We start from the raw sequence: 25,239 nt of genomic DNA, 5'->3' as shown, positions 1-25,239 counted from the left end.
ATGACCGACAAAACCGTCAAGCTCGACATCCTGTCCGACCCGATCTGCCCCTGGTGCTATATCGGTAAAACCCATCTGGACAAGGCTCTGGCATCGGTGCCGAACCATCCCTTTGTCATCGAATGGCACCCCTTTCAGCTGAACCCGGACATGCCCGAGGGCGGCATGGATCGCCGCGCCTATCTTGAGGGCAAGTTTGGTGGCAAAGAGGGTGCGGTGCGCGCCTATGCTCCGGTTGTGGAGCATGCCGAGAAAGCGGGGCTGACAATCAATTTCGAAGGGATGCAGCGCACCCCCAACACGCTGGATGCGCATCGTCTGATCCACTGGGCCGGGATCGAAGGCAAGCAGACTGAGGTTGTCGATGCACTGTTCCAGGCCTATTTCGTCGACACCCGCGACATTGGTGATCATGACGTGCTGGCGGATATCGCCGACGGCATCGGAATGGACGCAGCTGTGCTGCGTAAGTTGTTGAAATCCGATGCGGATCGCGACCTCATCAAAGACCGTGACAGTCATTCGCGTCAAATGGGTGTGAACTCGGTTCCCACTTATATCGTGGCCAATCAGCACGCGGTGCCCGGGGCGCACCCCCCCGAGTTGTGGCAAAAAGTGATCGCCGATATCCTGTCTCAAATCGAGACTTGATGCACATTTTCACACAGACCTCTGTGCATTTCTGTTGGGTGGCCCCGCACCGGTTCGCGTGATAGCGCGGATGGGTAAGGAGTCTCGTCATGGCTGAACGTTTATCCAAGGTTGAGTTCATCGCGCTGATCGCGGTGATGTTTGCCACCATCGCGTTTTCCATTGACGCGATGCTGCCGGCCCTACCCGAGATCGGGACAGAGTTGAGCCCAAGTGACATCAACCGGGCGCAACTGATCCTGACATCATTTGTGCTGGGAATGGGGATCGGCACCTTCTTTACCGGGCCGTTGTCAGACACCTTTGGCCGCAAGCCCGTGCTTTTGATCGGGGCGGCTATCTATGTGCTGGCCTCTGGCCTGGCCTGGGCCGCCAGCTCGCTGGAACTGGTTCTGGCTGCGCGTGTATTACAAGGCGTCGCCGCCGCCGCACCTCGCATCGTCGGCGTCGCCATCGTGCGCGATCTGTATTCGGGCCGCGAAATGGCACGTATTATGTCGATTGCCATGATGATCTTTACCCTCTTTCCGGCCTTTGCGCCGATGCTGGGGGTCGGGATCATCTATTTGGTCGGTTGGCGCGGGATCTTTGCGGCCTTTGCCATTTTTGGTTTGGTCATCATCGCCTGGACCAGCACCCGCCTGCCAGAAACATTGCCAGTGCCCGAGCGTCGCCCCTTTCGCCTGCCAACCCTTATGGCCGCCGTTGGAGAGATGTTTCGCCATCCCACGGTGCGCTTGTCGATCATGGTGCAGACGCTCGCGCTGAGCATCCTGTTTACCATGCTCACCATGGTGCAGCCGGTCTATGATGTGGTCTATGACCGGGCCGACAGCTTTCCGTTCTGGTTTGGCGCTGTCGCCCTGATCTCGGGCAGTGCCAGTTTGCTGAACGCGATGCTGGTGGTGCGCGTGGGCATGCGTCGCCTGGTGACGTGGACCCTTGGCGCGCAGATCGTGCTGTCGGGCACCATGGTTGCCCTGACTGGCGTGGACCTGCCGATGAACACCGGATTTGCGCTCTTTGTCTTCTGGCAGTCGACCGTGTTTTTCATGGCAGGCATGACAATTGGCAACCTGCAAGCCATCGCGATGGAACCGATGGGCCATATCGCGGGCATGGCGGCCTCGGTCATCGGTGGCATCTCGACCATTCTGGCCGCCGCCATTGCCGCGCCCGTGGGGTTGCTGTTCGATGGCTCTCTTGTGCCGCTGACCATGGCGCTTCTGGTGATGTGCATTCTGGGCTTTGCTCTGATGGTTCACATGGGCCGGGTCGAAAATAGACTGCCCGCCTAGGTAGTCCCGCCCTCTGTTTCCGGTTAAACTCTCCCCCGTATTTGGGGGAGAGATTTGATGAGCAACTATTATGACCTCGGGCGCTATAGCTGCCCGATCACAACGGCCAGCGACCAGGCGCAAATTTGGTTCGATCGCGGCCTGAATTGGACTTATGGCTATAACCACCAAGAGGCTGTCGCCTGCTTTCGACGCGCGTTGGAGAATGACCCAAACTGCGCCATGGCCCATTGGGGCGTCGCCTATGCCGCCGGTCCGAATTACAACCTGCCGTGGGATTTGCTGGACGACAAAGGCAAGGCCGATGCCTTGGCCGAGGCTTATGACGCAACCCAGGCCGCCTTGGCCTCGATCGAGGGCTGCACGCGCACCGAACAAGAGCTGATCCGTGCCCTGCCCGCGCGCTATCCGCAGCGCGTGCCGGGCAAGGATATGCACGCCTGGGATCACGCCTATGCGGATGCCATGCGCGCGGCCTTTGCCTCTATCCCCGAACATCTGGACCTGCGCACAATCTACGTGGAATCGCTGCTCAACCTGACACCGTGGAAGATGTGGGATCTAAAGTCAGGTTTGCCTGCAGAGGGTGCCGCGACTTTGGAGGCACAAGAGGTGCTCGAGACCGCCATGCGCGAAGATCTCGGCGCTATGGAGCACCCCGGCTTGCTGCATCTTTACGTCCATCTGATGGAAATGTCGCCCACCCCGGAAAAGGCTTTGAAAGCTGGCGATATGCTTCGCACACTGGTGCCGGATGCGGGCCATCTGGTGCATATGCCCACCCATATCGACGTGCTGTGCGGGCACTATCAGAATGTGGTGCATTGGAACCAAAAGGCGGTCGAGGCCGATCTGAAATACTACGAGCGCGAAGGCGCGTTCAACATCTACACCGGCTATCGCCAGCACAACTATCACTTCATCATCTATGGCGCTTTGTTTCTGGGACAGATGCAGCCCGCCCTGGATGCCGTCCAAGGAATGATCGACACGGTGCCCGAGGATATGCTGCGCGTGCCATCCCCGCCGATGGCGGACTTCTTTGAAAGTTACATGGCCATGAAGCCGCATATCCTGATCCGCTTTGGCCGCTGGCAGGACGCGATCGAGATGGAGCTTCCCCAGGATCAAGAGCTGTTCCGTACCTTGACCGCCAACACTCACTATGCCCGCGCCGTGGCCTATGCAGCAACCGGCCAGGTCGCCAACGCCGAGGCCGAAGAGCAGCTGTTTCTGGCCGCCAAGGACCGGGTGCCTGAAACCCGGCTGCTGCACAACAACCGGGTCATTGATCTGCTTAAAATCGCACACGAAATGCTGCGGGGCGAGATCGAGTACCGCAAAGAGAACTATGACGCCGCCTTTGGCCACCTGCGGCGATCGGTCGAATTGGACGATGATCTGCCCTACGATGAACCCTGGGGCTGGATGCAGCCTGCGCGGCATGCGCTTGGCGCGCTGTTGTTCGAACAGGGTCATATGACCGAGGCCGAAGCGGTTTATCGCGCCGATCTGGGCCTGGGCGGATCGCTCAGCCGTGCCAGCATTCATCCTGATAACGTGTGGAGTTTGAAAGGCTTGTACGACTGTCTTAAAGCGCGAGGAGAGGCTTTCGAAATCATTCAGATCAAACAGCGCCTGGATCTTGCATTGGCACGGGCCGATACCAGCGTTGCCGCGTCCTGCTTCTGCGCGCAGGCTGCAATGCAGGCCGCGTCGTGATCACTGCGCCAAGGCAGGAAAGGTAAACCGGCGCGGGCCGCCATTGTCTGGCCCGTCAAAGAACACCAGCACCGATCCGTCGCTGCGGGTCGGGTCGCGCATCAGCCCCTCGGCCTTCCATTTGCGCTTTTTGGGCTCGATCCGGGACACAAGATCGGCCGCGTCCGAACCCGGTGTCCAACGGTGGATGGCATAGTCATCCGTCAGATGCGGACTGTCGCCGCCGCATTTCTTTTCCTGCTTCTTTTTCCTGGGTGCCTTGGCCCCTGCATCGCCCACCAACAACAGCAGGCTGTCGCCCCACTGCTCCATCCCGCGAATGCCGCGGCCCCCATGCGGACTGCTCAAGGCCACGCGATGCAATTCCGCTGCGTCCCAATCTTGCGCCAGCAACGCTTCAAAACCGATCTGCAGGATCAACACACCCGCCGCCCCATCAGGATAAGGCGCGCGAAAGCCAAAAAAGACCTGATCCCCGATCGCGGCCACACCTTCGATGTTCAGGCCATTTTGTTGTAATGGTTGATGAAAAGCCCCGCGCAGTACATCGAATTTCGCAAAGGCTGGTCGCAGAGAAATCGGCTGCGCCGTCAAGGGCGTTTGCGTGCCCACCCCGTGAGGCGAACCGATATAGATCTGTTCGTTGTGCTCGCGAACCTTGCATTTTTGCCGTGACACCGAGTGCGAGCCGACCGCGATCAGATGACCATTGACCGAAGCGATCCCTTCGACATCCAACTCATCCGCATCGCGCCCTTGGGGAGTGTCCCACAGATAGAGCCGTCCACCGGTTTCAATCTCTTCCCCATCAACCCGGAAGCTCTGGATAAACCGCACTTCGTCCGAAGCGGTGTAACAGAGCCCCTCTGGCCGGCAATGCGCCGCGCTCAGGTTCTGGGCTGCGAAGGGTTTTGGATCATCTTTGGCATATTCATCGAATTGACCGCGCACGTCCAAAGACTGCCCCGAATCCGAGAGCCCGAAGGACGGCAAAGTCAGTGCAAACACCAATGAGAACGAACCCAAGCGCATATCAATCACCTAAACAACCGTGATCGAGGTTAGCACAAAAACCGTTGCAAATCAGCTCTTTGCTTTGGCTTTTTTCTTCTCGGCGATCAGCTTTTCGGCCAGGTCGCGCGCAATGGCAAAAGCACCTTTGATCTTGTCGCTGTCCCTTTTCCAATCCCGACGCACAACGATCTTGTTGTCCTTGACCTTGGCCAGCCCGTTTTGACCTTGGATGAATTCCACCAGCCCTTGGGGCGAGCCGTATTTGTCGTTGTGGAACTGGATCGTCGCGCCCTTTGGGCCGCCATCGAGTTTGGAAATGCCCGCGCGTTTGCACATCGCCTTGATACGCACCACCAGCAGCAGCGTGTTGACCTCTTTCGGCAGCTTGCCGAAGCGGTCGATCAGCTCGGCGGCGAACCCTTCCAGCTCGACCTTGGTCGTAAGCGACGAAAGGCGGCGATACAGCCCAAGTCGCACGTCCAGATCAGGAACATAGTCGTCGGGAATCAGCACCGGCACGCCCAGATTGATCTGCGGCGCCCATTGGTCGTCGCTGTCCGACAGCCCCTCCATCTCGCCGGCCTTGATCTTGGCAATCGCCTCTTCCAGCATCGACTGATAGAGTTCATACCCCACATCGCGCATCTGGCCGGATTGCTCTTCGCCCAGCAGGTTGCCGGCCCCGCGAATGTCCAGGTCTTGGCTGGCCAGCGTGAACCCTGCCCCAAGCGTGTCGAGCGAGCCCAGAACCCGCAGGCGTTTCTCTGCCGCGGGCGTCAGTTTCATCCGCGGCTTGGTGGTCAGATAAGCATAGGCGCGGGTTTTCGATCGGCCCACTCGGCCCCGGATCTGATAGAGCTGCGCAAGGCCGAACATATCAGCGCGATGCACGACCATCGTGTTGGCCGTTGGAATGTCCAACCCGCTTTCGACGATGGTGGTGGCCAGCAGCACATCATACTTGCCGTCGTAAAAGGCGTTCATCCGTTCATCCAGCTCACCAGCCGCCATCTGACCGTGCGCGACCATATAGGTCAGCTCTGGCAATTGTTCCTTCAAGAACGCCTCGATGTCGGGCAGATCACTGATGCGCGGCACGACATAAAAGCTCTGCCCGCCTCGGTAATGTTCCCGCAGCAGTGCCTCGCGGACGGTAACGGCGTCGAACTCGCTCACATAGGTGCGGATGGCCAAACGGTCGACCGGCGGCGTGCCGATGATCGACAGATCGCGTACACCGGTCAGCGACAGCTGCAGGGTGCGCGGGATTGGGGTTGCGGTCAAGGTCAGCACGTGGATGTCACTGCGCAGCTGTTTCAGGCGCTCTTTGTGCGCCACACCGAAATGCTGCTCTTCGTCGATAATCAAAAGCCCAAGGTTGTTGAACCGCACGCCCTTTGCCAGCAGCGCATGGGTGCCCACGACAATGTCCACCGTGCCGCGCGCCATGCCATCGCGAGTTTGCTGCGCCTCTTTGCCGGTAACAAAGCGGCTGAGCTGGCGCACTTCCAGCGGGAACCCCCTGAAGCGTTCGGCAAAGCTGGCGGCGTGTTGACGCGCGAGCAGAGTCGTGGGCGCCACAACCGCCACCTGAACGCCGGACATGGCGGCCACAAAAGCGGCGCGCATCGCCACCTCGGTCTTACCAAAGCCCACGTCGCCGCAGATCAGCCGGTCCATTGGCTGGCCGGAATGCATGTCGTCCATCACCTCGCCAATGGCGCGCAGCTGGTCGTCTGTTTCCTGATACGGGAAGCGGGCGCTGAACTCCTCCCAGGCATGCGGCGGCGGATCCATGATGGGCGCTTTGCGCAAGGCCCGTTCGGCAGCAATGCGGATAAGCCGGTCGGCCATCTCGCGGATGCGTTCCTTGAGCTTGGCTTTCTTCGCCTGCCATGCCCCACCGCCCAATTTGTCGAGCAGCCCCTCGTCATGGCCGTATTTCGACAGCAGTTCGATGTTTTCGACCGGCAGATACAGCTTCGCCTGTTCGGCATACTCCAGCAGGATGCATTCATGCGCCGCACCGGCCGCCGTAATCACCTCGAGCCCCTTGTAGCGGCCGATACCATGATCGACATGCACCACCAGATCACCGGGCGACAGCGACTGCGTTTCGGTCAGGAAGTTCTCGGCCTTGCGTCGCTTTTTAGGCGCGCGGATCAACCGGTCGCCCAGAACGTCCTGTTCGGCAATCACCGTCACATCGGGTGTGGTGAAGCCGTGCTCCAACGCCCAGACCGCCAGATGCAGACCGCGCTTGCCGATGCGTGTGCCATCCATGATCGGGATCGCTTCGGCCAGACCTTCATCTTCGATCAGCCCCGTAAGACGTTCGCGCGCGCCTTCGGAGTAGGAGGCGACGACAACGGGTCCCTCGGCCATGCGGGCCTTGATGTGATCGGCCAAGGCCCCGAACAGGCTGATGTTTTCCTGTTGCCGCTCGGGCGAGAAATTGCGCCCGATGCGCCCGCCCGCATCGATCACACCAGGCCCAGAGGCTTGAGGCAACGGATTGAACTGCAGCACGCGGCGGTCAGCAACCACCTGTTCCCAAGCACCATCATCCAGATAAAGCAGACCCGGTGGTGTCGGTTTATAGACGCTGTCCATCCGTGACTTGGTCTGCAGCGCATGTTGGCGCGTCTCATACTGATCGGCGATGCTGTCCCAGCGGGCCAGACGCGCAGGCGTCAGCTGGTCGTCCAACGTGATCGACGCCTGCGGCAGGTAATCAAACAGCGTTTCCAGCTTTTCATGGAAGAAGGGCAACCAATGCTCGATGCCCTGATGCTTGCGGCCAGCGCTGACCGCCTCATAAAGCGGATCGTCGGTGCCAGCGGCGCCAAATTCGATACGATAGTTCTGACGGAACCGGGTGATCGCGGCGTCATCCAGAATGACCTCGCTCACCGGGGCCAGTTCAATGATCTCCAGCTTTTCGGTGGTCCGCTGGCTGACCGGATCAAAACGGCGCGCACCGTCCAGAACATCGCCAAACAGATCGAGCCGCACCGGGCCACCTTCGCCCGGTGGGAAGATGTCGATGATACCGCCGCGAATGGCATAGTCGCCGGGTTCCATCACCGTGGGGCTTTGGCTGAATCCCATGCGCACCAGGAAATTGCGCAGCGCTTCTTCGTCTACCTGATAATTCACCCGCGCGGTAAAGGCCGCCTCGCGCAACACCTCGCGCGCAGGCACCCGCTGTGTCGCGGCGTTGAGCGTGGTAAGCAACACAAACCGCTCAGGCATCTGGTGCACCAAGGCGGCCAATGTCGCCATCCGTGCCGCCGAGATATCAGCATTGGGTGACACCCGGTCGTAAGGAAGGCAGTCCCAGCCCGGAAACACAAAGACCGGCATGTCAGGGGCAAAGAATGACAGCGCGGCGCGGGTCGCTTCCATCCGCTTGTCGTCGCGCGCGACGTGCAGAACGGGACCACTGCTGCGCGCCACTTCGTTCAGAATCAGTTGCGCGTCAAAGCCCTCGGGCGCCCCGCCTACGGTGATATGGTTCTGTGCTGTCATCGCCTTAGACCCCTGATGCGGATCACCCCAGAACGCCGATGGAGAGGTTCTGATACATTCCAAATAGCGCAGTCACGAAAATCGAAATCATGCCGATGATCTGGGTGTAGATCCGGCATCGCGTCAACCGCTTGGACAGATCGGCACCCTGCAAGTCTTCGCGGCGGATGCGGCGTGCGGTCGACAGGTTGATCAGGCCCACAAGCGACATGGGAAAGCCGATCAGGAACAACGCCTGCGCAAATTCGACCCAATAGTAGAACCCCAGCACCAACAGCGTGGACAGCAAAAAACAGACGAACCCCAAAATCCAGATGCCCGATACGTCGGTCACATAAAGAATGCGATTGACGTTTACTCGGGTGATGTCCTGCAAATCGACCACGGCCTGACCACCCACGCGCCGCGCGCGGATCACCATGTCAAAAGGAACGCCCAAAACCCAGTGACTGGCTGAGGACCAGACCACAGCCAAAGCGATCCAGAACCACAGGTTCGAAAAACTCCGCATGTCGATCAGCTCGAAAATCGAGGAATACCAATTCAAACCTTCTGCCCCTCTGCTCGCGGTCATTGTTTGCTTGGTACCGGTCGAACGCGGCCATTGGTACTCTTGAAGACCGAACCAATTCCATGCCACCCAATGGGCAATTGTGCAAGGAGTCCGCGCCATGAAACCGACGATTGCCCCCTATCCGGCAGCCCGCGCCCGCAGAACCCGCCAATCCGAGGGCATCCGCGGCCTCGTGCGTGAAAACGTGTTGACCGTCAATGACATGATCTGGCCCGTCTTTGTCCGCGACGGCGAAGGCATCGAAGAGCCGGTGCCGTCGATGCCTGGCGTTGTCCGGCGCTCGGTCGACCTGATCGCAAAGGCGGCGGTCGAGGCGCAGGCGCTTGGCATTCCGGCGATCTGCATCTTTCCCTACACCGACGCCAGCCTGAAGACCGAGGATTGCGCCGAGGCCTGGAACCCCGACAACCTGTCCAATCGCGCCATTCGCGCGATCAAGGCGGCCGCGCCTGATATTGCGGTGATGACGGATGTGGCTTTGGATCCCTACAACATCAACGGGCACGATGGATATGTCGAAAATGGCGAGATCGTGAACGACCGCACGATCGAAGCCCTGGTCAAAATGACCCTGGCGCAGGCAGATGCGGGCGCAGATATTATCGGACCGTCGGACATGATGGACGGACGGATCGGTGCGATGCGGCAGGCGCTTGAAGGTGCGGGGCATCACAACGTGATGATCCTGAGTTATGCGGCCAAATACGCCAGTGCCTTTTACGGGCCCTTCCGCGATGCAGTCGGGGCTTCGGGCGCTTTGACGGGGGACAAGAAGACGTATCAGATGGACCCGGCCAACGGGAATGAGGCGCTGCGCATGATCGAACGCGATCTGACCGAGGGTGCGGATATGGTCATGGTGAAACCCGGCATGCCCTACCTGGACATCTGCCGCCGCGTGAAAGACGGCTTTGGCGTGCCGACCTACGCCTATCAAGTCTCTGGCGAATACGCGATGGTCCAGGCTGCCGCGCAAAACGGCTGGATCGACGGCGAAAAGGTCATGCTGGAAAGCCTCATGGCGTTCAAACGTGCAGGCTGTGACGGGGTGCTGACCTATTTTGCACCTGCGGTGGCCAAGATTTTGCAAGGGTAAGGGTCAATCTGACGCAAAATTCATGGCGACAACCCGCCGAAGAAACGTCCTGCCCCCGTGACAGGACGTCTTTATCGGCGTAAAGTCGCCCCAAGACCGGAAAAAAACCGGCTTGATCAGGCACGAATACAGAGAAAACATCATGAGCAGTTCCATCACAACCCGCGCGACCTCGCGCGTTTCGCGTCGCGGTTTCGGCTTTGGCCTGGCCGGGCTGACCGTCACCGCCGCTTGCGGCAACGGCGTTGGCAACAACAACGCAGCGACGATCGACGCCCGCGTGAATTCGACGCTGAACGAAATGTACAGCCAGTTCCCCAACACCGTTGAAATCGCCAACAAGGCAGCCGGGATGTTGGTGATGCCGCTGCTGACCGAGGCCGGTTTCGTGTTCGGCGGTGGGTATGGCCAAGGCGCGCTGCGCATCAATGGCGTAACTGTCGATTACTACTCGGCCATCAAAGGCAGCGCAGGTTTCCAGATCGGCGCACAACAATATGCCCACGTTCTATTCTTCATGACCCAGGACGCGTTGAACGAGTTTCGCCAGTCCAGTGGTTGGTCTGCGGGCGCTGACCTTGAATATGTCGTCAGCGATCAGGGCGACTCGTTGGCTGCTGACACCAACACGCTGCGCTCGCCAGTTCTGGCAGCGGTCTTTGGCCGGGCGGGCCTGCGCGTCGGTGCAACGCTCGAAGGCACCAAATACACCCGCATCATCCCTTGATAAGGCCGTGGCGACGCCACTTGCATGAGATTTGCAAAGGCCTGCTGTCACGGCAGGCCTTTTCCCTGTCTGCACCATGATTTAGGGTGCTTTCCGTATCGACACCCACCTTGAAAGTACGGGACGTTCATGGCTCTTCTGTTTCGTTGGCTTCTGCGCATCGCTGCCGGTCTGATCGGCCTTGTCGTCGCCGGGGTTGTTCTGGTCTATTTCCTAGCCAGCCAGTCCCTTCCCGAATACGATCAAACGGTCGAGGTTCGGGGCCTGACCGCCCCAGTCGAGATCGTTCGCGACAACGCCAACGTCCCACATATCTTTGGCCAGACTGATCCTGACGTCTTCTTTGGCATGGGCTATGCGCACGCCCAGGACCGCCTGTGGCAGATGACGATCTTTCGGCGCACAGCCCAGGGACGCCTGTCCGAGGTCTTTGGCGAACGCACCGTGCGCATCGACCGTTTGATGCGACGGTTGGACTTGTACACGTTGGCTTTGCAATCGGTCGAAGCACAGGACGATTACACCAAGTCCGCACTGCGCGCCTATGCAGCCGGGGTCAACGCGCGTCTCGCCGAAATCAACGACCAGGCTCTGGGACGCGGTGCACCCGAGATGTTCCTGTTCAACGCTCCCATCGCACCGTGGCAACCCGGTGACAGCCTGGCGATCATCAAGCTTATGGCGCTGCAACTGACCGGTCATCTTGAAGACGAAGTTCTGCGCGCCCGTACCTCGTTGATGTTGAACACCCCCGAACGCTTGCGGGACATCCTGCCCGATATCCCGGGCACCGGTGTCGCGGCCCTGCCCGAATACGCGAGCCTGTTCCCCAATCTTCCGCGCTATGCCGAAGGCGTCCCCATGCCGACTTCGCCCCTGTCGCCCTTTCCAAAGCGCGGCCTGGCGGGGGCATCAAACGCCTGGGCCGCAGACCCATCACGCTCGGCTTCGGGTGGGACGCTGCTGGCCAATGATCCGCATCTGGGATTCGCTGCGCCCTCGACCTGGTATCTGGCAAGGTTGGAGTTGCAGGAAGGCGGCCTCATTGGGGCCGGCATCCCCGGCGTGCCTTCGATCCTGATCGGGCGCAGCAATCGCATGGGTTGGGGCCTAACCGCTTCCTATGCCGATGATCAGGATCTCTTTATCGAACAGCTCAACCCGCAAAATCCGGAACAGTACCTGACCCCGGACGGGTTCAAGTCTTTAGAAACCCGCCCCTCGATCATCGAGATCAAGGGCGCCGCACCCATCACATTGACCCTGCGCTGGACTGAAAACGGGCCCGTCCTGCCCGGCAGCATGTACGATCTGGCCACGGTGACCCCTCCGGGACATGTGGTCTCGCTCGGCTGGACGGCCCTGAGCCCCCGCGACAGCTCGCTTTCCGCGTCGATGGAACTGATGCGGTCAGGCACTGTGCGCGAGGCGATCCGTGCGGCCGAAGGGTTTGTGGCCCCGTCTCTGAACCTGACCGTCGCGGACCAAGAGACCGTGGGCCTCAAGATGATCGGCGCTGTTCCGCGCCGTGACCCGCGCCACCAGAGCAAAGGCCGCCTGCCCTCGCAAGGCTGGCGTGTGGAAAACCGGTGGCTGGGACGCGCGCCCTATGCCGCCAACCCGCAGTTCGTCAACCCACGAGGCGGACTGCTGGGCAATACCAACAACAAACTGGTCGAACGCCCCTTTCCCAATCACGTCTCGTACATCTGGGGCGACACGCAGCGCGTGAACCGCTGGCAGCGACTGATGCAATCGCGCCAAGTTCACACCCGCGACAGCTTTATCGAGGCGCAGCTGGACCCCGTCAGCCCCACCGCCCGCACTTTGCTGCCGCTTATCGGGGCTGATCTGTGGTTCACTGGGCAGGCCGCCCCCGAAGGCACGCCGGAACGCCAACGCCAGATCGCCCTGTCTTTGCTGGCGGAATGGAATGGCGAAATGAACGAGCATCTGCCCGAACCCCTGATCTATGCCGCCTGGCTTCGAGCGTTGCAAAAACGCCTGATCACGGACGAACTTGGCCCCTTGGCCAAGGAGTTCAAACATGTGGAGCCGCTGTTCATCGAGAGGGTTTATCGCAACGTCGACGGCGCGTCGGCCTGGTGCGACGTGCGCCAAAGCGCCCCCACCGAAAGCTGTACTGAAATGGCGCGACTGGCGCTGGACGACGCGCTTGTCTGGATCGAGGAACGCTATGGTTCCGCGCTAGAGTCCTTGCGTTGGGGCGATGCACATCAGGCCACCCATGATCATCCGACCCTGGGCAAGGTGCCTGTGTTGCGGTTCTTTGTGAACATCCGTCAATCCACCAGCGGTGGGGACAACACACTGCAACGGGGTCGTACCTCGGGCGAGGACCCGAACCCTTTCTATAACGTACACGGTGCTGGCTATCGCGGGGTCTATGACTTTGCCGATCCCGACAGTTCGGTCTTTATCACGTCGACCGGGCAATCGGGCCATTTCCTGTCGCGCCACTATGACGACATGGCGCAGTTGTGGCGACGCGGCGAATACATTCCGATGTCGCTTGACACCGAGCTTGCGCGGGCCGCCGCCGTTGGGGTGACAGTCCTGCAACCTGCGCCATAGACGCAAAGCCCGTCTTTCGCGTAGGCTTCCTGAAACGGGAGAGAGACACATGGCAACTGCGCAAGACATACTGCAACAACTGGCGCGGGACTATGCGATAGCCTGGAGCTCGGGCGAGCCTGAGGCCGTGGCATCCTTTTATGCTGAAGACGGCGAGATTTCGATCAACCGGGGCGACGTGATCAAGGGCCGCGCAGCGGTTGCGGAAATGGCGGCCGGGTTTTATGCCGAATTTCCCGACCTCGAAGTACGCTGCGATCTGATGCGCAAGGCCGGATCGCATGCGGTGTTCATTTGGACACTCGAAGGGCACCACGCCGAGACCAAGAACCATGTGGTGGCAGGCGGTTGGGAAGAATGGGAGCTGGACGAGGAGATGAAGGTCAAATCTTCCAGAGGTTGGTTCGACGCCGACGACTATCAGCGCCAGATTGACGGCGCCTGACAACCGCCGGGAGAGATTTCGGGGCTCAGGCGCAGATATCGTGCCCGAGCAATCCTTACACTTGTCGGTTCCGCTAGCGGTCCTGGGCGTAGCGCCGGGCATCGCCCGGCGCCCGGCCCAACGGGAGGAGGTGTTTCGCCAGAAACATCGACGACGGGCGGGAGCGCTTGCCTGCCGCTCGAACTCCGATCCCTTTGACGACATCACCGCCCCCATTCCACGAGCGAAGGCCCCTAACAAGATATGACCTCAGACCTCTGTTCCCTCTTCAATATCGACAAACCCATCCTTTCAGCGCCTATGGCAGGGGCAGCGGGACCTGAAATGGTCGCTGCTGTATGTGACGCAGGCGGCTATGGTGTTCTGCCGCTGTGGCATAAACCGATTGAGGCGTTCGAGGCCGATCTGGCTCGCACCCAATCGCTGAGCGATCGCAATTTTGCAGTGAATATCAACGTCGCCAATCCCTACAAGGACCAACTGCAGATCTGCATCGACCACAAGGTCCATGCCGTTTCGCTGTTCTGGGGGATAGAGCGCGAAGCCATCGACATGGCGAAATCTGCCGGATTGAACGTGCTCTACAGTGTCGGAAACGCGGCTGAGGCCCAAGCGGCCGAACAAGCAGGCGCCGACGTGATTGTTGCGCAAGGCTGGGAGGCCGGCGGCCATGTTTGGGGACAGGTTTCGACCATGGCCCTGATCCCGGCTGTGGTGGATACCGTCAACATTCCTGTCATCGCAGCAGGTGGGATCGCAGACGGGCGCGCGATGGCTGCAGCTCTTATGCTGGGCGCCTCCGGCGTCTGGGTCGGCACGCGATTTCTCGCCAGTTACGAGGCCACGATCCATGACACCTATCGTCAGCGCATTCTTGACGCGCCCGAAGACCAGACCGAATGGTATTATGAGCTCTACGATGTCTCATGGCCCGACGCCCCGCACCGCGCGCTGAAAAACGCAACTTCCCAAGGATGGCACAGGACCGGAGCACCTAAGCCGGGCCAACGACCAAACGAGGGACAAATCATCGGCCATCGACCAAACGGCGACCCTGTTGAGCGCTATCAAAGCTATACGCCGATTACCGGCACCACCGGAGATGTAGACGCCATGTCGCTCTGGTCTGGTCAAGGGGTTGCTCAGGTACGACAGGTCATGAGCGCAGCCGAGATTGTCGACGAAATTTACCGGGATGCAGAGACCGCCCTCAACAACGGGCGGTCCATTCTTTAAACCCGCGGCCTAGGGTCCTGACCCTAGGCCCCCAATGCATTGAACTGGGCCTCTTGCTTGTCGGTCCACAGCACCGTCACCTTGAAGCCCGCTTCGGTCTGTTCCTCATTCTGGACAATGTCCTGCTGGAACAACCAGGCGCGTTGGCGGCCTTGCGCAAAGCCAAGCTCCAGCTCGGTGACATGCCTTGCGCCCTGCAGTTTGACGGCAATCGCCTCGAGCAGCTCGTCCAGCCCCTGCCCGGTCAAAGCCGAGATGGCAAAGATGTCATCCTCGCGCTCGGCGCGCGCCACCACGGCTTCGCGCTCATCCGGTTCCAGCTGATCGAGCTTGTTCCAGACCTCGATCCGGGGGCGTTCATCATCCACACCCAAAGAGCCCAGAATGGTCTCCACATCCTGCGCTTGCGCTTCGGTATCGTCGTGGCTGATGTCGCGAACATGCACCACCAGATTGGCACCCAACACCTCTTCCAGCGTGGCGCGAAAGGCCGCAACCAACTCGGTCGGCAGGCTGGAAATGAAACCCACGGTGTCGGACAGGATCACCTCTGGCCCATCGGGCAGCACAACGCGGCGCATGGTCGGGTCCAACGTGGCAAAAAGCATGTCCTTGGCCATCACATCCGCCCCCGTCAGGCGGTTGAACAGCGTCGACTTGCCCGCGTTGGTATAGCCCACCAAGGCGACAATCGGATAAGGCACCTTGGCGCGCGCCGCGCGATGCAGGGTGCGGGTCTTGACCACCTTGTCGAGCTGACGCCGCAAACGCACCAGTTGATCGTCGATGGCACGGCGGTCAGCCTCGATCTGGGTTTCGCCGGGTCCGCCGACAAATCCCAATCCACCCCGTTGACGTTCCAGGTGGGTCCAGGCGCGCACAAGCCGTGTCCGCTGATAGCTGAGCGCTGCCATCTCGACCTGCAACACACCTTCGCGGGTGCGGGCACGGTCGCTGAAAATCTCGAGGATCAGCCCCGTGCGGTCGAGGATCTTGACCTTCCACGCCTTTTCCAGATTGCGCTGCTGCACCGGCGTCACCGGTCCGTCGATCAGAACCAGTTCGACCTCATTGGCCTTGAACTGCGCCCCCAGCTCTTCGATCTTGCCCGAGCCAAACAGGTAACCGGGTTGCGGTTTCGCAAGGCGCACAATATCGGCCCCGATCACATCAAGATCGGGCAAGGCCGCGGCAAGAGAAACGGCTTCTTCCAGCGCCGGTTCGGGAACGCGGCGGTTTTCGTCTGATTTTATCTCGGGATGCAGGACCCACGCACGGGTCAGCTCCCTGTCATGTTCCATCAAGAGGCGTCTTCGCCCTCATACAGGCTGATCGGCTGGGCCGGCATGATCGTCGAGATCGCATGCTTGTACACCAGCTGCGACTGTCCGTCGCGGCGCAGCAGCACGCAAAAGTTGTCGAACCAAGTGATGACACCCTGCAATTTCACGCCGTTGATCAGAAAAATAGTTACCGGAACCTTGGTTTTCCGCACATGATTCAGGAACGCATCCTGAAGATTCTGTCTGTCCGAAGCCATTTTCTTAATTTCTCGCCTTTGTTCTTGCTACGTACTGCGGACCAGCACGTCCCTCCGCTGGGAGTATGGAGTGAGGTGAAATGAGATTCCAGCCATAAAAAGCACCTGACTGACCTAACGTTAACCAAAAATACCTAATTTCGCCAAAGCGACGGTGTCAGCAAGGCGATGATCGCCAGGGTTTCCAAACGCCCCAGAACCATTGCGAAACACAGAACAATTTTGGACGCTCCACCCAGTTCGGCGATCCGGATGGGTGTTTCGGCGGCAAAGTTGATCAGCGGGCCAGTGGTTGACAATGCGGCGATGCTCAGCACCAGCGCCTCTTCAAAACTTGACCCCAAGGCCGCCAGCAAAACAGCAACAGAGGCCAGAGACAGGGCAAAAAGCATGAAAAAGATCCAGGCAATGAACGCCCCATCTTTCTGAATGCGCCGATTGCCGATCCCTTCGCCACTAACAGACGAAGGGTGCACAAGGCGCTCTATCTCGCGCAGACCATTGAGGTAGAGCGCAAAGACCCTGAGCAGCTTTACACCGCCCGCCGTGGTCGCAACCCCGCCTCCGATCAAGGCCAAGCCCATCAGGATCAAACCAGGTGTACCCAGCCCGGACCAGGCGCGGGCCTCTTCCCAATCGGTACTTTCAAATCCGGTCGTCGTCAGGAACGAAAGCACCGTGAACATTCCCCCCCAAAGCGAGCGCAATGCCAAAAGAGGGTCGCCCAGCATGTCCACGTCATAAGCCGCCAGCCAATGGCGCAGGAACAGCAGGATCGGCACACCGATGACGATCATCAACCCGATCCGAAATTCTGGATCTTTGTCCAAGCGCGCATAGCCCTGATTGGCGGTATCTGCCGAAAACGTAAGCCGCGACAGCGCAAAAAACATGAACAAAAACAGGATCGCTTCCCCCGTCAGGCCAGCAGTCGATCCGTCAATTCCGCCAACGGGAGAGATACCGGACGTAGCCATCACCGACATGGCGTGGCAAATCGCGGTCAGGCCTTGTTCGCCCGCAACCACCAACAAGATCGCCATAGCGGCGGTCAGCCCGGCGTAGATCGGCGCCAATGTGCGCGTGATCCGGATCAGTCGGCCGCGGGGATCACTCAACTCGGCCTGGTTGAAGCCCGGAACCGTACGCCCCGGCTGCCCCCGCGCCGTCACCTCGAACCCACCCAGCGAGAGTGGCGCGAGGATGGCCGAAGCCGCAATCCACATCATGAGCCCGCCGAGCCACCCCACCTGCGCCCGCCAAAGGTGCAAAGGCGCAGCCAAACGGCTTGGATCGTTGAAGATATCCGCGCCGGTGGTGGTGATCGCACTGACCATGTCGAAATAGGCGTTCAGAAAGCTGGTTGTCTGCAATGCGTCATGAAATGGAATGGCCAGAAACACCGGCAACACCGCAAAGGTCGCAAGCAAGACCAGAAGTTGCCCCAGGGCCCCCCGTTTGGGTGTGTGGCCGCTGACGGCAATGGCGATCATCGACACGCCGAAAAGCCCCAAGATCCCAGAATAGAAGAACGACCGCGACACCGGATGATCGTCAAGATACAGCGCGTAGCCGGCCGGCACCCACATCGACAGAGACACAAACCCCCAGATCAGCAAAAACAGCGGCAAACGCCGCAGCAATCCGACCTGTGTTTGCTGAACCCGTTGCATCAGAAAAAGTCGATCGAGACCTGCATGAGCCGCTCGACCTCGGGCACGTCATCCGTCATCGAAAAAATGGCAACCACATCGCCTTCATCAATGCGTAGACCGCCAGTTGGGCGCAGTACTTCATCGCCTTTGCGCACCGCGCCGACAAGAACACCTTCGGGGAAATCGATGTCGCGCAGCCGGGCCCCCGCCATCGGAGAGGTTGAGAGCACCTCGGCCTCGATCACCTCGGCTTCGGCATCCCCAATGGAATAGACCTGCCGCACGCGTCCATGGCGGATGTGGCGCAGGATCGAGCTTACGGTGGTGGCGCGCGGATTGATGTAGGCGTCAATTCCCATCGGCTTCATCAAGGGCACTAGCGTGGGGTCGTTGATCAGCGCAATGGCCAGCGGACAGCCTTCGGCTTTGGCGCGCACAGCGGCCAGCATGTTGGTCTTGTCGTCGTCGGTCACGGCCAACATGGCGTCTGCCCGCTCGATCCCCGCTTCTTTCAACAGGGCGGCATCCAAGCCGTCGCCATTCAGGACAATCGTCCGTTCCAGTTCTTCGGCAGCCCGCTCGGCCGAGGGACGATCCCGTTCGATCACCTTGGAGCGAATTCGTTTTTCTTGATCTTCGAGCGTCTTGGCGACCTCGAGCCCAACATTACCCCCGCCTACGATGACAACCCGATCCTGTTTCTTCTGAGTTTTGCCAAAGACATCCATGGTGCGGCTCACGTCTTCGACATGGGCAAAAACATAACACTGATCGCCGACGAACAGCTGATCGCCGGGTTCCGGTGCAAAAAGTGTCCCCTCGCGCCGAACGCCAACAACGATAGAGCGCAGGGTCGAAAACAGGTCGGTCAGTTGCCGCAAAGGCGTGTTGACGATCGGGCAATCCTCGTGGATCACGATCCCCAGCAATTGCGCCTGCCCGTCCATGAAGGTTTCCGTGTCAAAGGCAGCCGGCGCCGACAGGCGCTGCATGGCGGCGGCGGCAACCTCACGTTCGGGGCTGATCACCACATCGATGGGCAAGTGATCGCGGCGATACAGGTCCGAATAGATCGCGGTCAGATAGCTTTGCGAGCGCAGGCGCGCGATCTTGCGCTGAATACCAAAAACGGAATGGGCCACCTGGCACGTGACCATGTTGACCTCGTCGGAATAGGTCGCGGCGATGATCATGTCCGCGTCCCGTGCCCCGGCCCGGTCAAGCACATCAGGATAGCTTGCAAATCCGGCGATCCCTTGGACATCCAGCGTATCTGTGGCACGCCGCACCAGATCGGGGTTGTTGTCCACCACCGTCACATCGTTCAGTTCGCCCGACAGGTGACGCGCGATCTGCCAGCCCACCTGACCGGCACCGCAAATAATGACCTTCATGTCCCCGACCTCTGGATCTCTGGTGTTTTTGAATGACAGATGGTCCCTTGAGGGTCAATTCAATTGTCACTTCGCGCAACTTGAGGCAGAATGGCGGCATGAAGACATTGTTTCGAATGATTGTTTTGTCAGTCCCGCTGGCGGCCTGTAGTTCCCTGTCGATATATTACCGCGAGGGGGCGTCCGTATCGCGAATGCAGTCTGACACCACCGACTGTCAGGTTGCCGCGCTCAAGGATGCGCCCGTGGCCAATCAGGTTCGGCAAAGCCCGCCTATCTACTTTCCGGGGCGGACCATCTGCAACTCGGCCGGACAATGCTATCAAACACCGGGCTATTGGGAGCCCGGCCGCATTTACACAGTAGATGTGAACGCCGGCCTGCGAGGTCAGGTCGAAGCGCAGTGCATGGCGCGCCGGGGATATCAACCGGTCACTCTGGAACCGTGCAAGCAGAACGTGAAATCCCAAGTGCCGCAGCAGCGCACAACGAAATTGCCGCCGTTGTCATCAGCCTCGTGCTTCGTCCAATTCGAAGACGGATCGTTCCAGATCATCACGCCAACGATCGCCAGCAAGCAAGGATAAGACCGCCGATTATTCGGCGGCCTCGGTTGCCTCGTCATCTACATGAGCCACCCGGGCACCAGCCTTTGTGGACGTCACAACCCCCAACGACTTGAGCTTCCGGTGCAACGCGCTGCGCTCCATCCCGACAAAGCTTGCGGTACGGCTGATATTGCCGCCGAACCGGTTGATTTGGGTCAGCAGATACTCACGTTCAAAGGCCTCGCGGGCCTCGCGCAGCGGCAGGGTTGCCAAGGCCCCCGACAGCACGACGCGGCCATCGTCGCTTTGCTTTTCTTCTTCGCTTGGCAGTTCGCGCGCCTCAATCGGCCCGCTGCTGTCGCCTAGGATCAGCACCCGCTCGACAAGATTCTTGAGCTGGCGCACATTGCCCGGCCATTGCATCGTCTGCATCAGGGCCACGGCTTCGTCGCTGAGGTCACGCTGCGGCAAGCCCTGGGTCGAGTTGCACACCTCGATGAAGTGATCTGCCAGAACCGGAATGTCCTCGCGCCGTTCTTCCAGCGACGGCACGGCAATCGGGACAACATTCAAACGATGATAGAGTTCTTCGCGGAACCGTTCGGCCCGGATCTCCGAATCCAAATCCTTGTTGGTTGACGAAATCACCCGCAGATCCACGCGCACCTTGTCGCTGCCCCCCACGCGCTGGAACTGTTGATCGACCAGCACCCGCAAGATTTTCGACTGTGTGCCAAGCGGCATATCCGCAACTTCGTCGAAATAGACCACGCCGCCATGCGCTTGTTCCAGCAGGCCCGACTCCACACCGCGCTCGGTGGATTCACGACCAAAGAGCACCTCTTCGACGCGCTCGGGCTCGATCCCGGCGCAGTTCACTGTCACAAAGGGCGCGTTGGCACGGTTGGAATGGGCGTGGATATAGCGCGCGGCAATTTCCTTACCCGACCCGGCCGGCCCCTTGAGCATGACGCGTCCGTTGGATTTGGTGACTTTGTCAAGCTGTCCAACCATCGTACGGAACGCCGCCGAACTGCCGATCATGTCCGAGCTCGTCACTTCGCGCCGCTTGAGCGCGCTGTTCTCGCGACGCAGGCGCGAGGCCTCCATCGCGCGGCGAATGACGACCATCAGTTGGTCGATGTTGAACGGTTTCTCGATGAAGTCATAGGCACCCTGCTTGATCGCGGCCACCGCAATCTCAATGTTGCCATGCCCGGAAATGATGACCACCGGCACGTCCGGATTGTCCCGTTTCACCGCCTTGAGGATGTCGATCCCGTCCATCCGGCTGTCTTTCAGCCAGATGTCCAGGATCAACAGACCCGGAGGTTCTGCATTGATCTCGCTCATGCATTCGTCGGAATTGCCCGCCAGCCGAGTTGAAAACCCCTCATCCTCAAGGATGTCGGACACCAGTTCGCGAATATCGCGTTCGTCGTCAACGATCAGAATATCACTCATATTGTCCTGCTTTCACTAGTTTTTTTGCCGCCTGTTCAGTTGGCGCTTTAGGTCTCTGCGGGTCGTCCCGCAGCAGACGGATCACGGCCATCGCGCCGAAATGGTCCTGTCCGTCAAATACCGGCGCGTCCTCAAGTGTGAGGCTGCCACCGTGTTCCTCGATGATCTTCTTGACGATGGGCAAGCCCAGGCCAGTGCCCTCATCGCGGGTGGTTACATAGGGTTCAAACAGCCGCGCCCGATCTTCGGGCAGGCCGATACCGTTGTCAGCAATGGTGATAACGATCCCCGAATCCCCCTCGCTCAGGCTGACATGAATTTGCGGCTCCAGGTTTTCGGGAGAGCCCTTTTCTTTCAGTGTTTCAATCGCTTCGCCTGCGTTCTTGATCAGATTCGTCAGCGCTTGCGACAGCATCGTCGCGTCCACATCCGCCATGATCGGCTGCTCTGGCAGCTCGGATTCAATGCGCAGATCCGGTTGACCCGTCTGCTGCAGCAACACCGCATCACGCACCAATTGGGTCAGATCCTCGGCCCGTCGGTCAGGCTCGGGCATGCGGGCGAACTTGGAAAACTCATCAACGATCCGTCGCAGGTCGTTGGTTTGGCGCACGATGACGTCGGTCATCGCGGTCAGCTTTTCCGCATCCTCTTGGGGCAAGGTGCGGGCGAACTTGCGCTTGATCCGCTCGGCACTCAGCTGGATCGGGGTGAGCGGGTTTTTGATCTCATGCGCGATCCGGCGGGCCACATCGCCCCAAGCCGCCATCCGCTGCGCGCTGACCAGATCGGTCACATCATCAAAGGCCACAACGTAGCCCTCAAGCCCGCCATCTTCGCCCCGTCGGGTCGCCATGCGCACCAGAAGGTTTTCCAACTGCCCCTTGCGTGTGACTTTGATCTCTCCCTGCGCGGTTTCCGAGCTGGTCGAGACCAAAGTTTCAAACAATGGCAGGAACTCGGGCACGGCGATCGCCAGTGCCAGGCTTTGCTCGTCCCCCGACCAATCCAAAAGCCGCTCGGCCGAGCGGTTGACGAAGGTCACACGCCCATCCGGGTCAAGCCCAACAACGCCCGATGTCACCGACGTCAGTACCGAGTCAAAAAGCCGTCGGCGCTGTTCGATCTGTCGGGTGTTTTCCAGCAACGCATCGCGCTGCCCCTTCAATTGACGGGTCATCTGGTTGAAGTAACGGCCCAACATGGCGATCTCATCATCGCCCCCATCTTCGATCACCTGAACCGCCAGATCGCCACCACCGACACGCTGCGCCGCGGTGGTCAAACGACCGACGGGGCGCGACAGGCGTTCTGCAAACCACAGCCCCAACCAGACCGCCGCCAAGAGCAAGATCACCGCCAAGCCCAGATACAACAGGCCAAATTGAAACAGTACCCGACCCCGTTCGCTTTCAAGCTGCTGATAGAATTTGGCCGTTTCCTTGGTGTCATCGAGCAGGTTCAACAGCTGCCCATCGACCTCGCGGCTTACGTATAGATACCGGTCCAGAAAGGCAGTCAGCGGAACCAGGGCGCGAAACTCGTTGTTGTCCCAGTCCTGAATGATCAACAGACCGCTCTCTTGCGCTTCGGTGACCTGTTCAGACCGTGGACGTTCAAAATCAAACAAATAAGACCGGTCGCCACGGAATCGGATGGCGCCCGTGCCGTCGATCACATAAGCCTCGCGCAACCCGCGCTGAATCTGCGACTGTCCCTGCGCCAGCAACTGTCGGAATTCGGCATCATTGATAAAAAAGTTAACGCCTCGGCTTTGATCCAGGAACTGTGCCAGCGCCATGGCGTCCTCGGACAGATCCAGCCGCTGTTCATTCTCATAAGCCTCGGCCGCTGTCAGCGACGAGCCCACCACGGCGCGGACGCGATCGGAAAACCACCCCTCAAGCCCCACGTTCAACGTCAGCCCGGCAAAAATCGCCACGGTCACAGCCGGGATCAGCGCCAAAAGCGCGAAGACACCGATCAGACGCAGGTGCAGGCGGGAACCCGCCGATTTGGCCCGTCGCGCAGCAATCAGCCGGGCCACCTGCCCCAACACAAGCGCCGCCAGAACCAGGATATAAACAAGATCGGCCAGCAGGATGAGTCGCAGCGCCAACGACGATGCGCCCTGATCAAACGGACCGATGGCCAGATAGGTCGCCAACGTCAAAACCGGCCCCAGCACCACAAGGCCCAAGGTCCCGATATTTCGGGCCTTTCGGGTCTTGCTCCACCGGCTAACCGTAGGGATTGGCCCGTTCTGTGACCGGGTTGCCACCTGCTGCCCTCATACTGATGTGTCGCTTGCGCAACGAACCGCCATATTTCGTGATCTATCCTAGGCCGAAACCCAGATGCCACGGTTTGTGTGGCGATATTACATCAGTTTGCGGCGCCGTGTCACCTGAATATCCAGATCGGTGATCTTTTTCCGCAGCGTATTTCGGTTGATGCCCAGCAGATCGGCGCATTTTGCCTGATTTCCGCCCGTTGCATCCAGGGCAATCTCGATAAGCGGCGCCTCGATCTCGCGCAGGATCCGTTGATACAGACCCGGCGGAGGTAGCATGTTCCCATGCAGATCGAAATAGCGCCGCAAGTGCCGTTCGACCGAGGCCGAGAGCTTTTCGTGATCACCGCCCCCCAGGACCGGCTCGACCTCGGGCTGGCTGCCCAAGACCAGTTCAACCTCGGTGCGCGAAATCTCATCGGCGCGGCTGGTCAGGCCCAGGCGGCGCACCGCGTGCTCCAACTGCCGCACATTCCCCGGCCAGCTGTAGACGCGAAACAGTTCCTTGGCCTCTTCACTCAGCCAGCGTTTTGCGGCACCATCGCGTTCAGCGCGGGCCAGAAAATGCTCGGTCAGCAGCGGGATGTCGTCGACGCGTTCGCGCAAGGCGGGCACATGGATTGGCGCACCGCACAGACGATAGTACAGGTCCTGTCGCACGCGGCCTTGTTCCATCGCCTTGGACAGGTCGCCCTGACTGGTGGCCATGAAACGCGGCACGTGATCGCCCGGTGCATCCATCATGCGCACGATACGTGCCTGAACCTCGTCATCGATGTTGGTAATCTCATCAATCAGCAGCGTACCACCTTTGACCCGCGCCAACACCCTTGCAGGCCCTTCCAGATCCTGCAAATCGGCCCCGGTGACAGTCACAAAGGGCAAGGTGCGCCGGTCGGAAAAATCGTGAATGGCGCGCGCAATCAGGGACTTGCCCGTCCCGCTTTCGCCCGAGATCATCACAGGCAGGTCGGTGTTCATCACCTTGGCCACCAGACGATAAAGCGCCTGCATCACCGGCGTACGCCCAACCAGTGGCAGCTCGTCCGGGCGCTCGCCCGTTTCATCCGACGATGGTTGCGGGGCCTTGCGCTTTTGATCGAGCGCCCGTGCTGTCCGTTTCATCAGATCCGGCAGATCAAAGGGCTTGGGCAGGTAATCATAAGCCTCGGCCTCGGCCGCCTGAATGGCTGTCATGATGGTGTTCTGGGCCGAGATCACGATCACTGGCAAACCGGGGCGGTCTTCGTTGATCTTGGGCAGCATTTCCAGCCCGTTGCCGTCCGGCATGACCACGTCCGAGATCACCACGTCGCCCTTGCCCTCGCTCACCCACCGCATCAGCGTCGTCAACGAGCTGGTGGCATGCACCTTGCACCCTGCCCGCGTCAACGCCTGGGTCAGAACCGTGCGAATTGTGCGGTCGTCGTCGGCCACCAGAACCGTGCCATCCATG

Annotated in this window: 19 protein-coding genes; 9 read left to right on the top strand and 10 right to left on the bottom strand. The window is 59.9% G+C overall.

The window, feature by feature from the left end; all coding sequences use genetic code 11:
• From TRL7639_RS09530 to TRL7639_RS09520, 3 genes are all read left to right on the top strand, one after another.
• Positions 1-651: a DsbA family oxidoreductase gene (locus TRL7639_RS09530; protein ID WP_085795456.1), complete on the top strand. Its 651-nt coding sequence runs from the start codon at positions 1-3 to the stop codon at positions 649-651.
• Between the two features lie 89 nt (positions 652-740).
• Entirely contained in the window at positions 741-1,949 is a 1,209-nt protein-coding gene (locus TRL7639_RS09525; protein ID WP_085795455.1) for a multidrug effflux MFS transporter, read from the top strand.
• A gap of 57 nt (positions 1,950-2,006) precedes the next feature.
• The gene (locus tag TRL7639_RS09520; protein ID WP_085795454.1) at positions 2,007-3,671 is read left to right on the top strand and encodes a tetratricopeptide repeat protein; all 1,665 of its coding nucleotides are present in this window, start codon (positions 2,007-2,009) and stop codon (positions 3,669-3,671) included.
• Here TRL7639_RS09520 and TRL7639_RS09515 read toward each other — a convergent pair whose 3' ends face one another.
• From TRL7639_RS09515 to TRL7639_RS09505, 3 genes are read right to left on the bottom strand one after another with little or no spacing between them, the layout of a single operon-like run.
• Positions 3,672-4,703 (bottom strand): DUF3616 domain-containing protein, encoded by a 1,032-nt coding sequence (locus TRL7639_RS09515; RefSeq protein ID WP_085795453.1) that lies wholly within the window; start codon positions 4,701-4,703, stop codon positions 3,672-3,674.
• Between the two features lie 51 nt (positions 4,704-4,754).
• Positions 4,755-8,216, bottom strand: a complete 3,462-nt coding sequence (gene mfd / locus TRL7639_RS09510) for a transcription-repair coupling factor (RefSeq protein WP_085795452.1) — start codon at positions 8,214-8,216, stop codon at positions 4,755-4,757.
• Positions 8,217-8,238: 22 nt separating this feature from the next.
• A complete protein-coding gene (locus tag TRL7639_RS09505) occupies positions 8,239-8,763 on the bottom strand; it encodes a component of SufBCD complex (RefSeq protein WP_085796350.1) in 525 nt (174 codons plus the stop codon).
• Positions 8,764-8,887: 124 nt separating this feature from the next.
• Between TRL7639_RS09505 and hemB the strand changes: the two genes are divergently transcribed.
• The 5 genes from hemB (at position 8,888) to TRL7639_RS09480 (ending at position 14,889) form a co-directional block, all read left to right on the top strand.
• Entirely contained in the window at positions 8,888-9,886 is a 999-nt protein-coding gene (gene hemB, locus TRL7639_RS09500; RefSeq protein WP_085795451.1) for a porphobilinogen synthase, read from the top strand.
• 142 nt (positions 9,887-10,028) lie between these two features.
• Positions 10,029-10,613, top strand: a complete 585-nt coding sequence (locus TRL7639_RS09495) for a lipid-binding SYLF domain-containing protein (RefSeq protein WP_085796349.1) — start codon at positions 10,029-10,031, stop codon at positions 10,611-10,613.
• 129 nt (positions 10,614-10,742) lie between these two features.
• Positions 10,743-13,208 (top strand): penicillin acylase family protein, encoded by a 2,466-nt coding sequence (locus TRL7639_RS09490; RefSeq protein ID WP_085795450.1) that lies wholly within the window; start codon positions 10,743-10,745, stop codon positions 13,206-13,208.
• A 49-nt stretch (positions 13,209-13,257) separates the two neighbouring features.
• Positions 13,258-13,653, top strand: a complete 396-nt coding sequence (locus TRL7639_RS09485; RefSeq protein ID WP_085795449.1) for an SgcJ/EcaC family oxidoreductase — start codon at positions 13,258-13,260, stop codon at positions 13,651-13,653.
• Between the two features lie 300 nt (positions 13,654-13,953).
• Positions 13,954-14,889 carry an NAD(P)H-dependent flavin oxidoreductase gene (locus TRL7639_RS09480; RefSeq protein WP_165759789.1) on the top strand — a complete coding sequence of 312 codons (936 nt, stop codon included), beginning with the start codon at positions 13,954-13,956 and terminating at the stop codon, positions 14,887-14,889.
• Between the two features lie 23 nt (positions 14,890-14,912).
• On the opposite strand, the gene hflX is transcribed toward TRL7639_RS09480, so the two are convergent.
• The 4 genes from hflX to trkA all read right to left on the bottom strand — a co-directional run bounded on the left by hflX (position 14,913) and on the right by trkA (position 19,478).
• The gene (hflX, locus tag TRL7639_RS09475) at positions 14,913-16,190 is read right to left on the bottom strand and encodes a GTPase HflX (protein ID WP_085795447.1); all 1,278 of its coding nucleotides are present in this window, start codon (positions 16,188-16,190) and stop codon (positions 14,913-14,915) included.
• The gene (hfq, locus tag TRL7639_RS09470; protein WP_008204623.1) at positions 16,190-16,429 is read right to left on the bottom strand and encodes an RNA chaperone Hfq; all 240 of its coding nucleotides are present in this window, start codon (positions 16,427-16,429) and stop codon (positions 16,190-16,192) included. Before hfq ends, hflX begins: the two co-directional genes overlap by 1 nt.
• Before the next feature lie 134 nt (positions 16,430-16,563).
• Complete coding sequence (locus TRL7639_RS09465; RefSeq protein ID WP_085795446.1) at positions 16,564-18,102, bottom strand: TrkH family potassium uptake protein; 1,539 nt, start codon at positions 18,100-18,102, stop codon at positions 16,564-16,566.
• On the bottom strand, positions 18,102-19,478 hold the full coding sequence (gene trkA, locus TRL7639_RS09460; protein ID WP_085795445.1) for a Trk system potassium transporter TrkA: 1,377 nt from the start codon (positions 19,476-19,478) through the stop codon (positions 18,102-18,104). Before trkA ends, TRL7639_RS09465 begins: the two co-directional genes overlap by 1 nt.
• Before the next feature lie 98 nt (positions 19,479-19,576).
• On the opposite strand from trkA, the gene TRL7639_RS09455 reads away from it, so the two are divergent.
• Positions 19,577-20,065 (top strand): hypothetical protein, encoded by a 489-nt coding sequence (locus TRL7639_RS09455; protein ID WP_085795444.1) that lies wholly within the window; start codon positions 19,577-19,579, stop codon positions 20,063-20,065.
• A gap of 9 nt (positions 20,066-20,074) precedes the next feature.
• On the opposite strand, the gene ntrX is transcribed toward TRL7639_RS09455, so the two are convergent.
• The 3 genes from ntrX to TRL7639_RS09440 form a co-directional block, all read right to left on the bottom strand.
• Positions 20,075-21,490, bottom strand: coding sequence for a nitrogen assimilation response regulator NtrX (gene ntrX / locus TRL7639_RS09450; RefSeq protein WP_085795443.1), 1,416 nt, complete (start codon positions 21,488-21,490; stop codon positions 20,075-20,077).
• The gene (locus tag TRL7639_RS09445; protein WP_085795442.1) at positions 21,483-23,771 is read right to left on the bottom strand and encodes a sensor histidine kinase NtrY-like; all 2,289 of its coding nucleotides are present in this window, start codon (positions 23,769-23,771) and stop codon (positions 21,483-21,485) included. Before TRL7639_RS09445 ends, ntrX begins: the two co-directional genes overlap by 8 nt.
• A 99-nt stretch (positions 23,772-23,870) precedes the next feature.
• Positions 23,871-25,238 (bottom strand): response regulator, encoded by a 1,368-nt coding sequence (locus tag TRL7639_RS09440; protein WP_085795441.1) that lies wholly within the window; start codon positions 25,236-25,238, stop codon positions 23,871-23,873.
• Position 25,239: the final 1 nt, after the last annotated feature.

Source organism: Falsiruegeria litorea R37 (assembly GCF_900172225.1).
Taxonomy (GTDB): domain Bacteria; phylum Pseudomonadota; class Alphaproteobacteria; order Rhodobacterales; family Rhodobacteraceae; genus Falsiruegeria; species Falsiruegeria litorea.
The sequence above is the reverse complement of the archived record's forward strand: the minus strand, read 5'-3'. Positions and strand labels throughout refer to the sequence as shown.

Excerpts from the sequence above, each read along its gene's own strand:
- mfd (WP_085795452.1), bottom strand. The coding sequence starts at position 8,216 with ATGACAGCACAGAACCATATCACCGTAGGCGGGGCGCCCGAGGGCTTT.
- ntrX (WP_085795443.1), bottom strand. The coding sequence starts at position 21,490 with ATGAGTGATATTCTGATCGTTGACGACGAACGCGATATTCGCGAACTG.
- TRL7639_RS09495 (WP_085796349.1), top strand. The coding sequence starts at position 10,029 with ATGAGCAGTTCCATCACAACCCGCGCGACCTCGCGCGTTTCGCGTCGC.
- trkA (WP_085795445.1), bottom strand. The coding sequence starts at position 19,478 with ATGAAGGTCATTATTTGCGGTGCCGGTCAGGTGGGCTGGCAGATCGCG.
- TRL7639_RS09465 (WP_085795446.1), bottom strand. The coding sequence starts at position 18,102 with ATGCAACGGGTTCAGCAAACACAGGTCGGATTGCTGCGGCGTTTGCCG.
- TRL7639_RS09480 (WP_165759789.1), top strand. The coding sequence starts at position 13,954 with ATGGCAGGGGCAGCGGGACCTGAAATGGTCGCTGCTGTATGTGACGCA.
- TRL7639_RS09515 (WP_085795453.1), bottom strand. The coding sequence starts at position 4,703 with ATGCGCTTGGGTTCGTTCTCATTGGTGTTTGCACTGACTTTGCCGTCC.
- TRL7639_RS09440 (WP_085795441.1), bottom strand. The coding sequence starts at position 25,238 with ATGGATGGCACGGTTCTGGTGGCCGACGACGACCGCACAATTCGCACG.
- hfq (WP_008204623.1), bottom strand. The coding sequence starts at position 16,429 with ATGGCTTCGGACAGACAGAATCTTCAGGATGCGTTCCTGAATCATGTG.
- TRL7639_RS09455 (WP_085795444.1), top strand. The coding sequence starts at position 19,577 with ATGAAGACATTGTTTCGAATGATTGTTTTGTCAGTCCCGCTGGCGGCC.
- TRL7639_RS09525 (WP_085795455.1), top strand. The coding sequence starts at position 741 with ATGGCTGAACGTTTATCCAAGGTTGAGTTCATCGCGCTGATCGCGGTG.
- TRL7639_RS09485 (WP_085795449.1), top strand. The coding sequence starts at position 13,258 with ATGGCAACTGCGCAAGACATACTGCAACAACTGGCGCGGGACTATGCG.
- hflX (WP_085795447.1), bottom strand. The coding sequence starts at position 16,190 with ATGGAACATGACAGGGAGCTGACCCGTGCGTGGGTCCTGCATCCCGAG.
- TRL7639_RS09520 (WP_085795454.1), top strand. The coding sequence starts at position 2,007 with ATGAGCAACTATTATGACCTCGGGCGCTATAGCTGCCCGATCACAACG.
- TRL7639_RS09490 (WP_085795450.1), top strand. The coding sequence starts at position 10,743 with ATGGCTCTTCTGTTTCGTTGGCTTCTGCGCATCGCTGCCGGTCTGATC.
- TRL7639_RS09530 (WP_085795456.1), top strand. The coding sequence starts at position 1 with ATGACCGACAAAACCGTCAAGCTCGACATCCTGTCCGACCCGATCTGC.
- hemB (WP_085795451.1), top strand. The coding sequence starts at position 8,888 with ATGAAACCGACGATTGCCCCCTATCCGGCAGCCCGCGCCCGCAGAACC.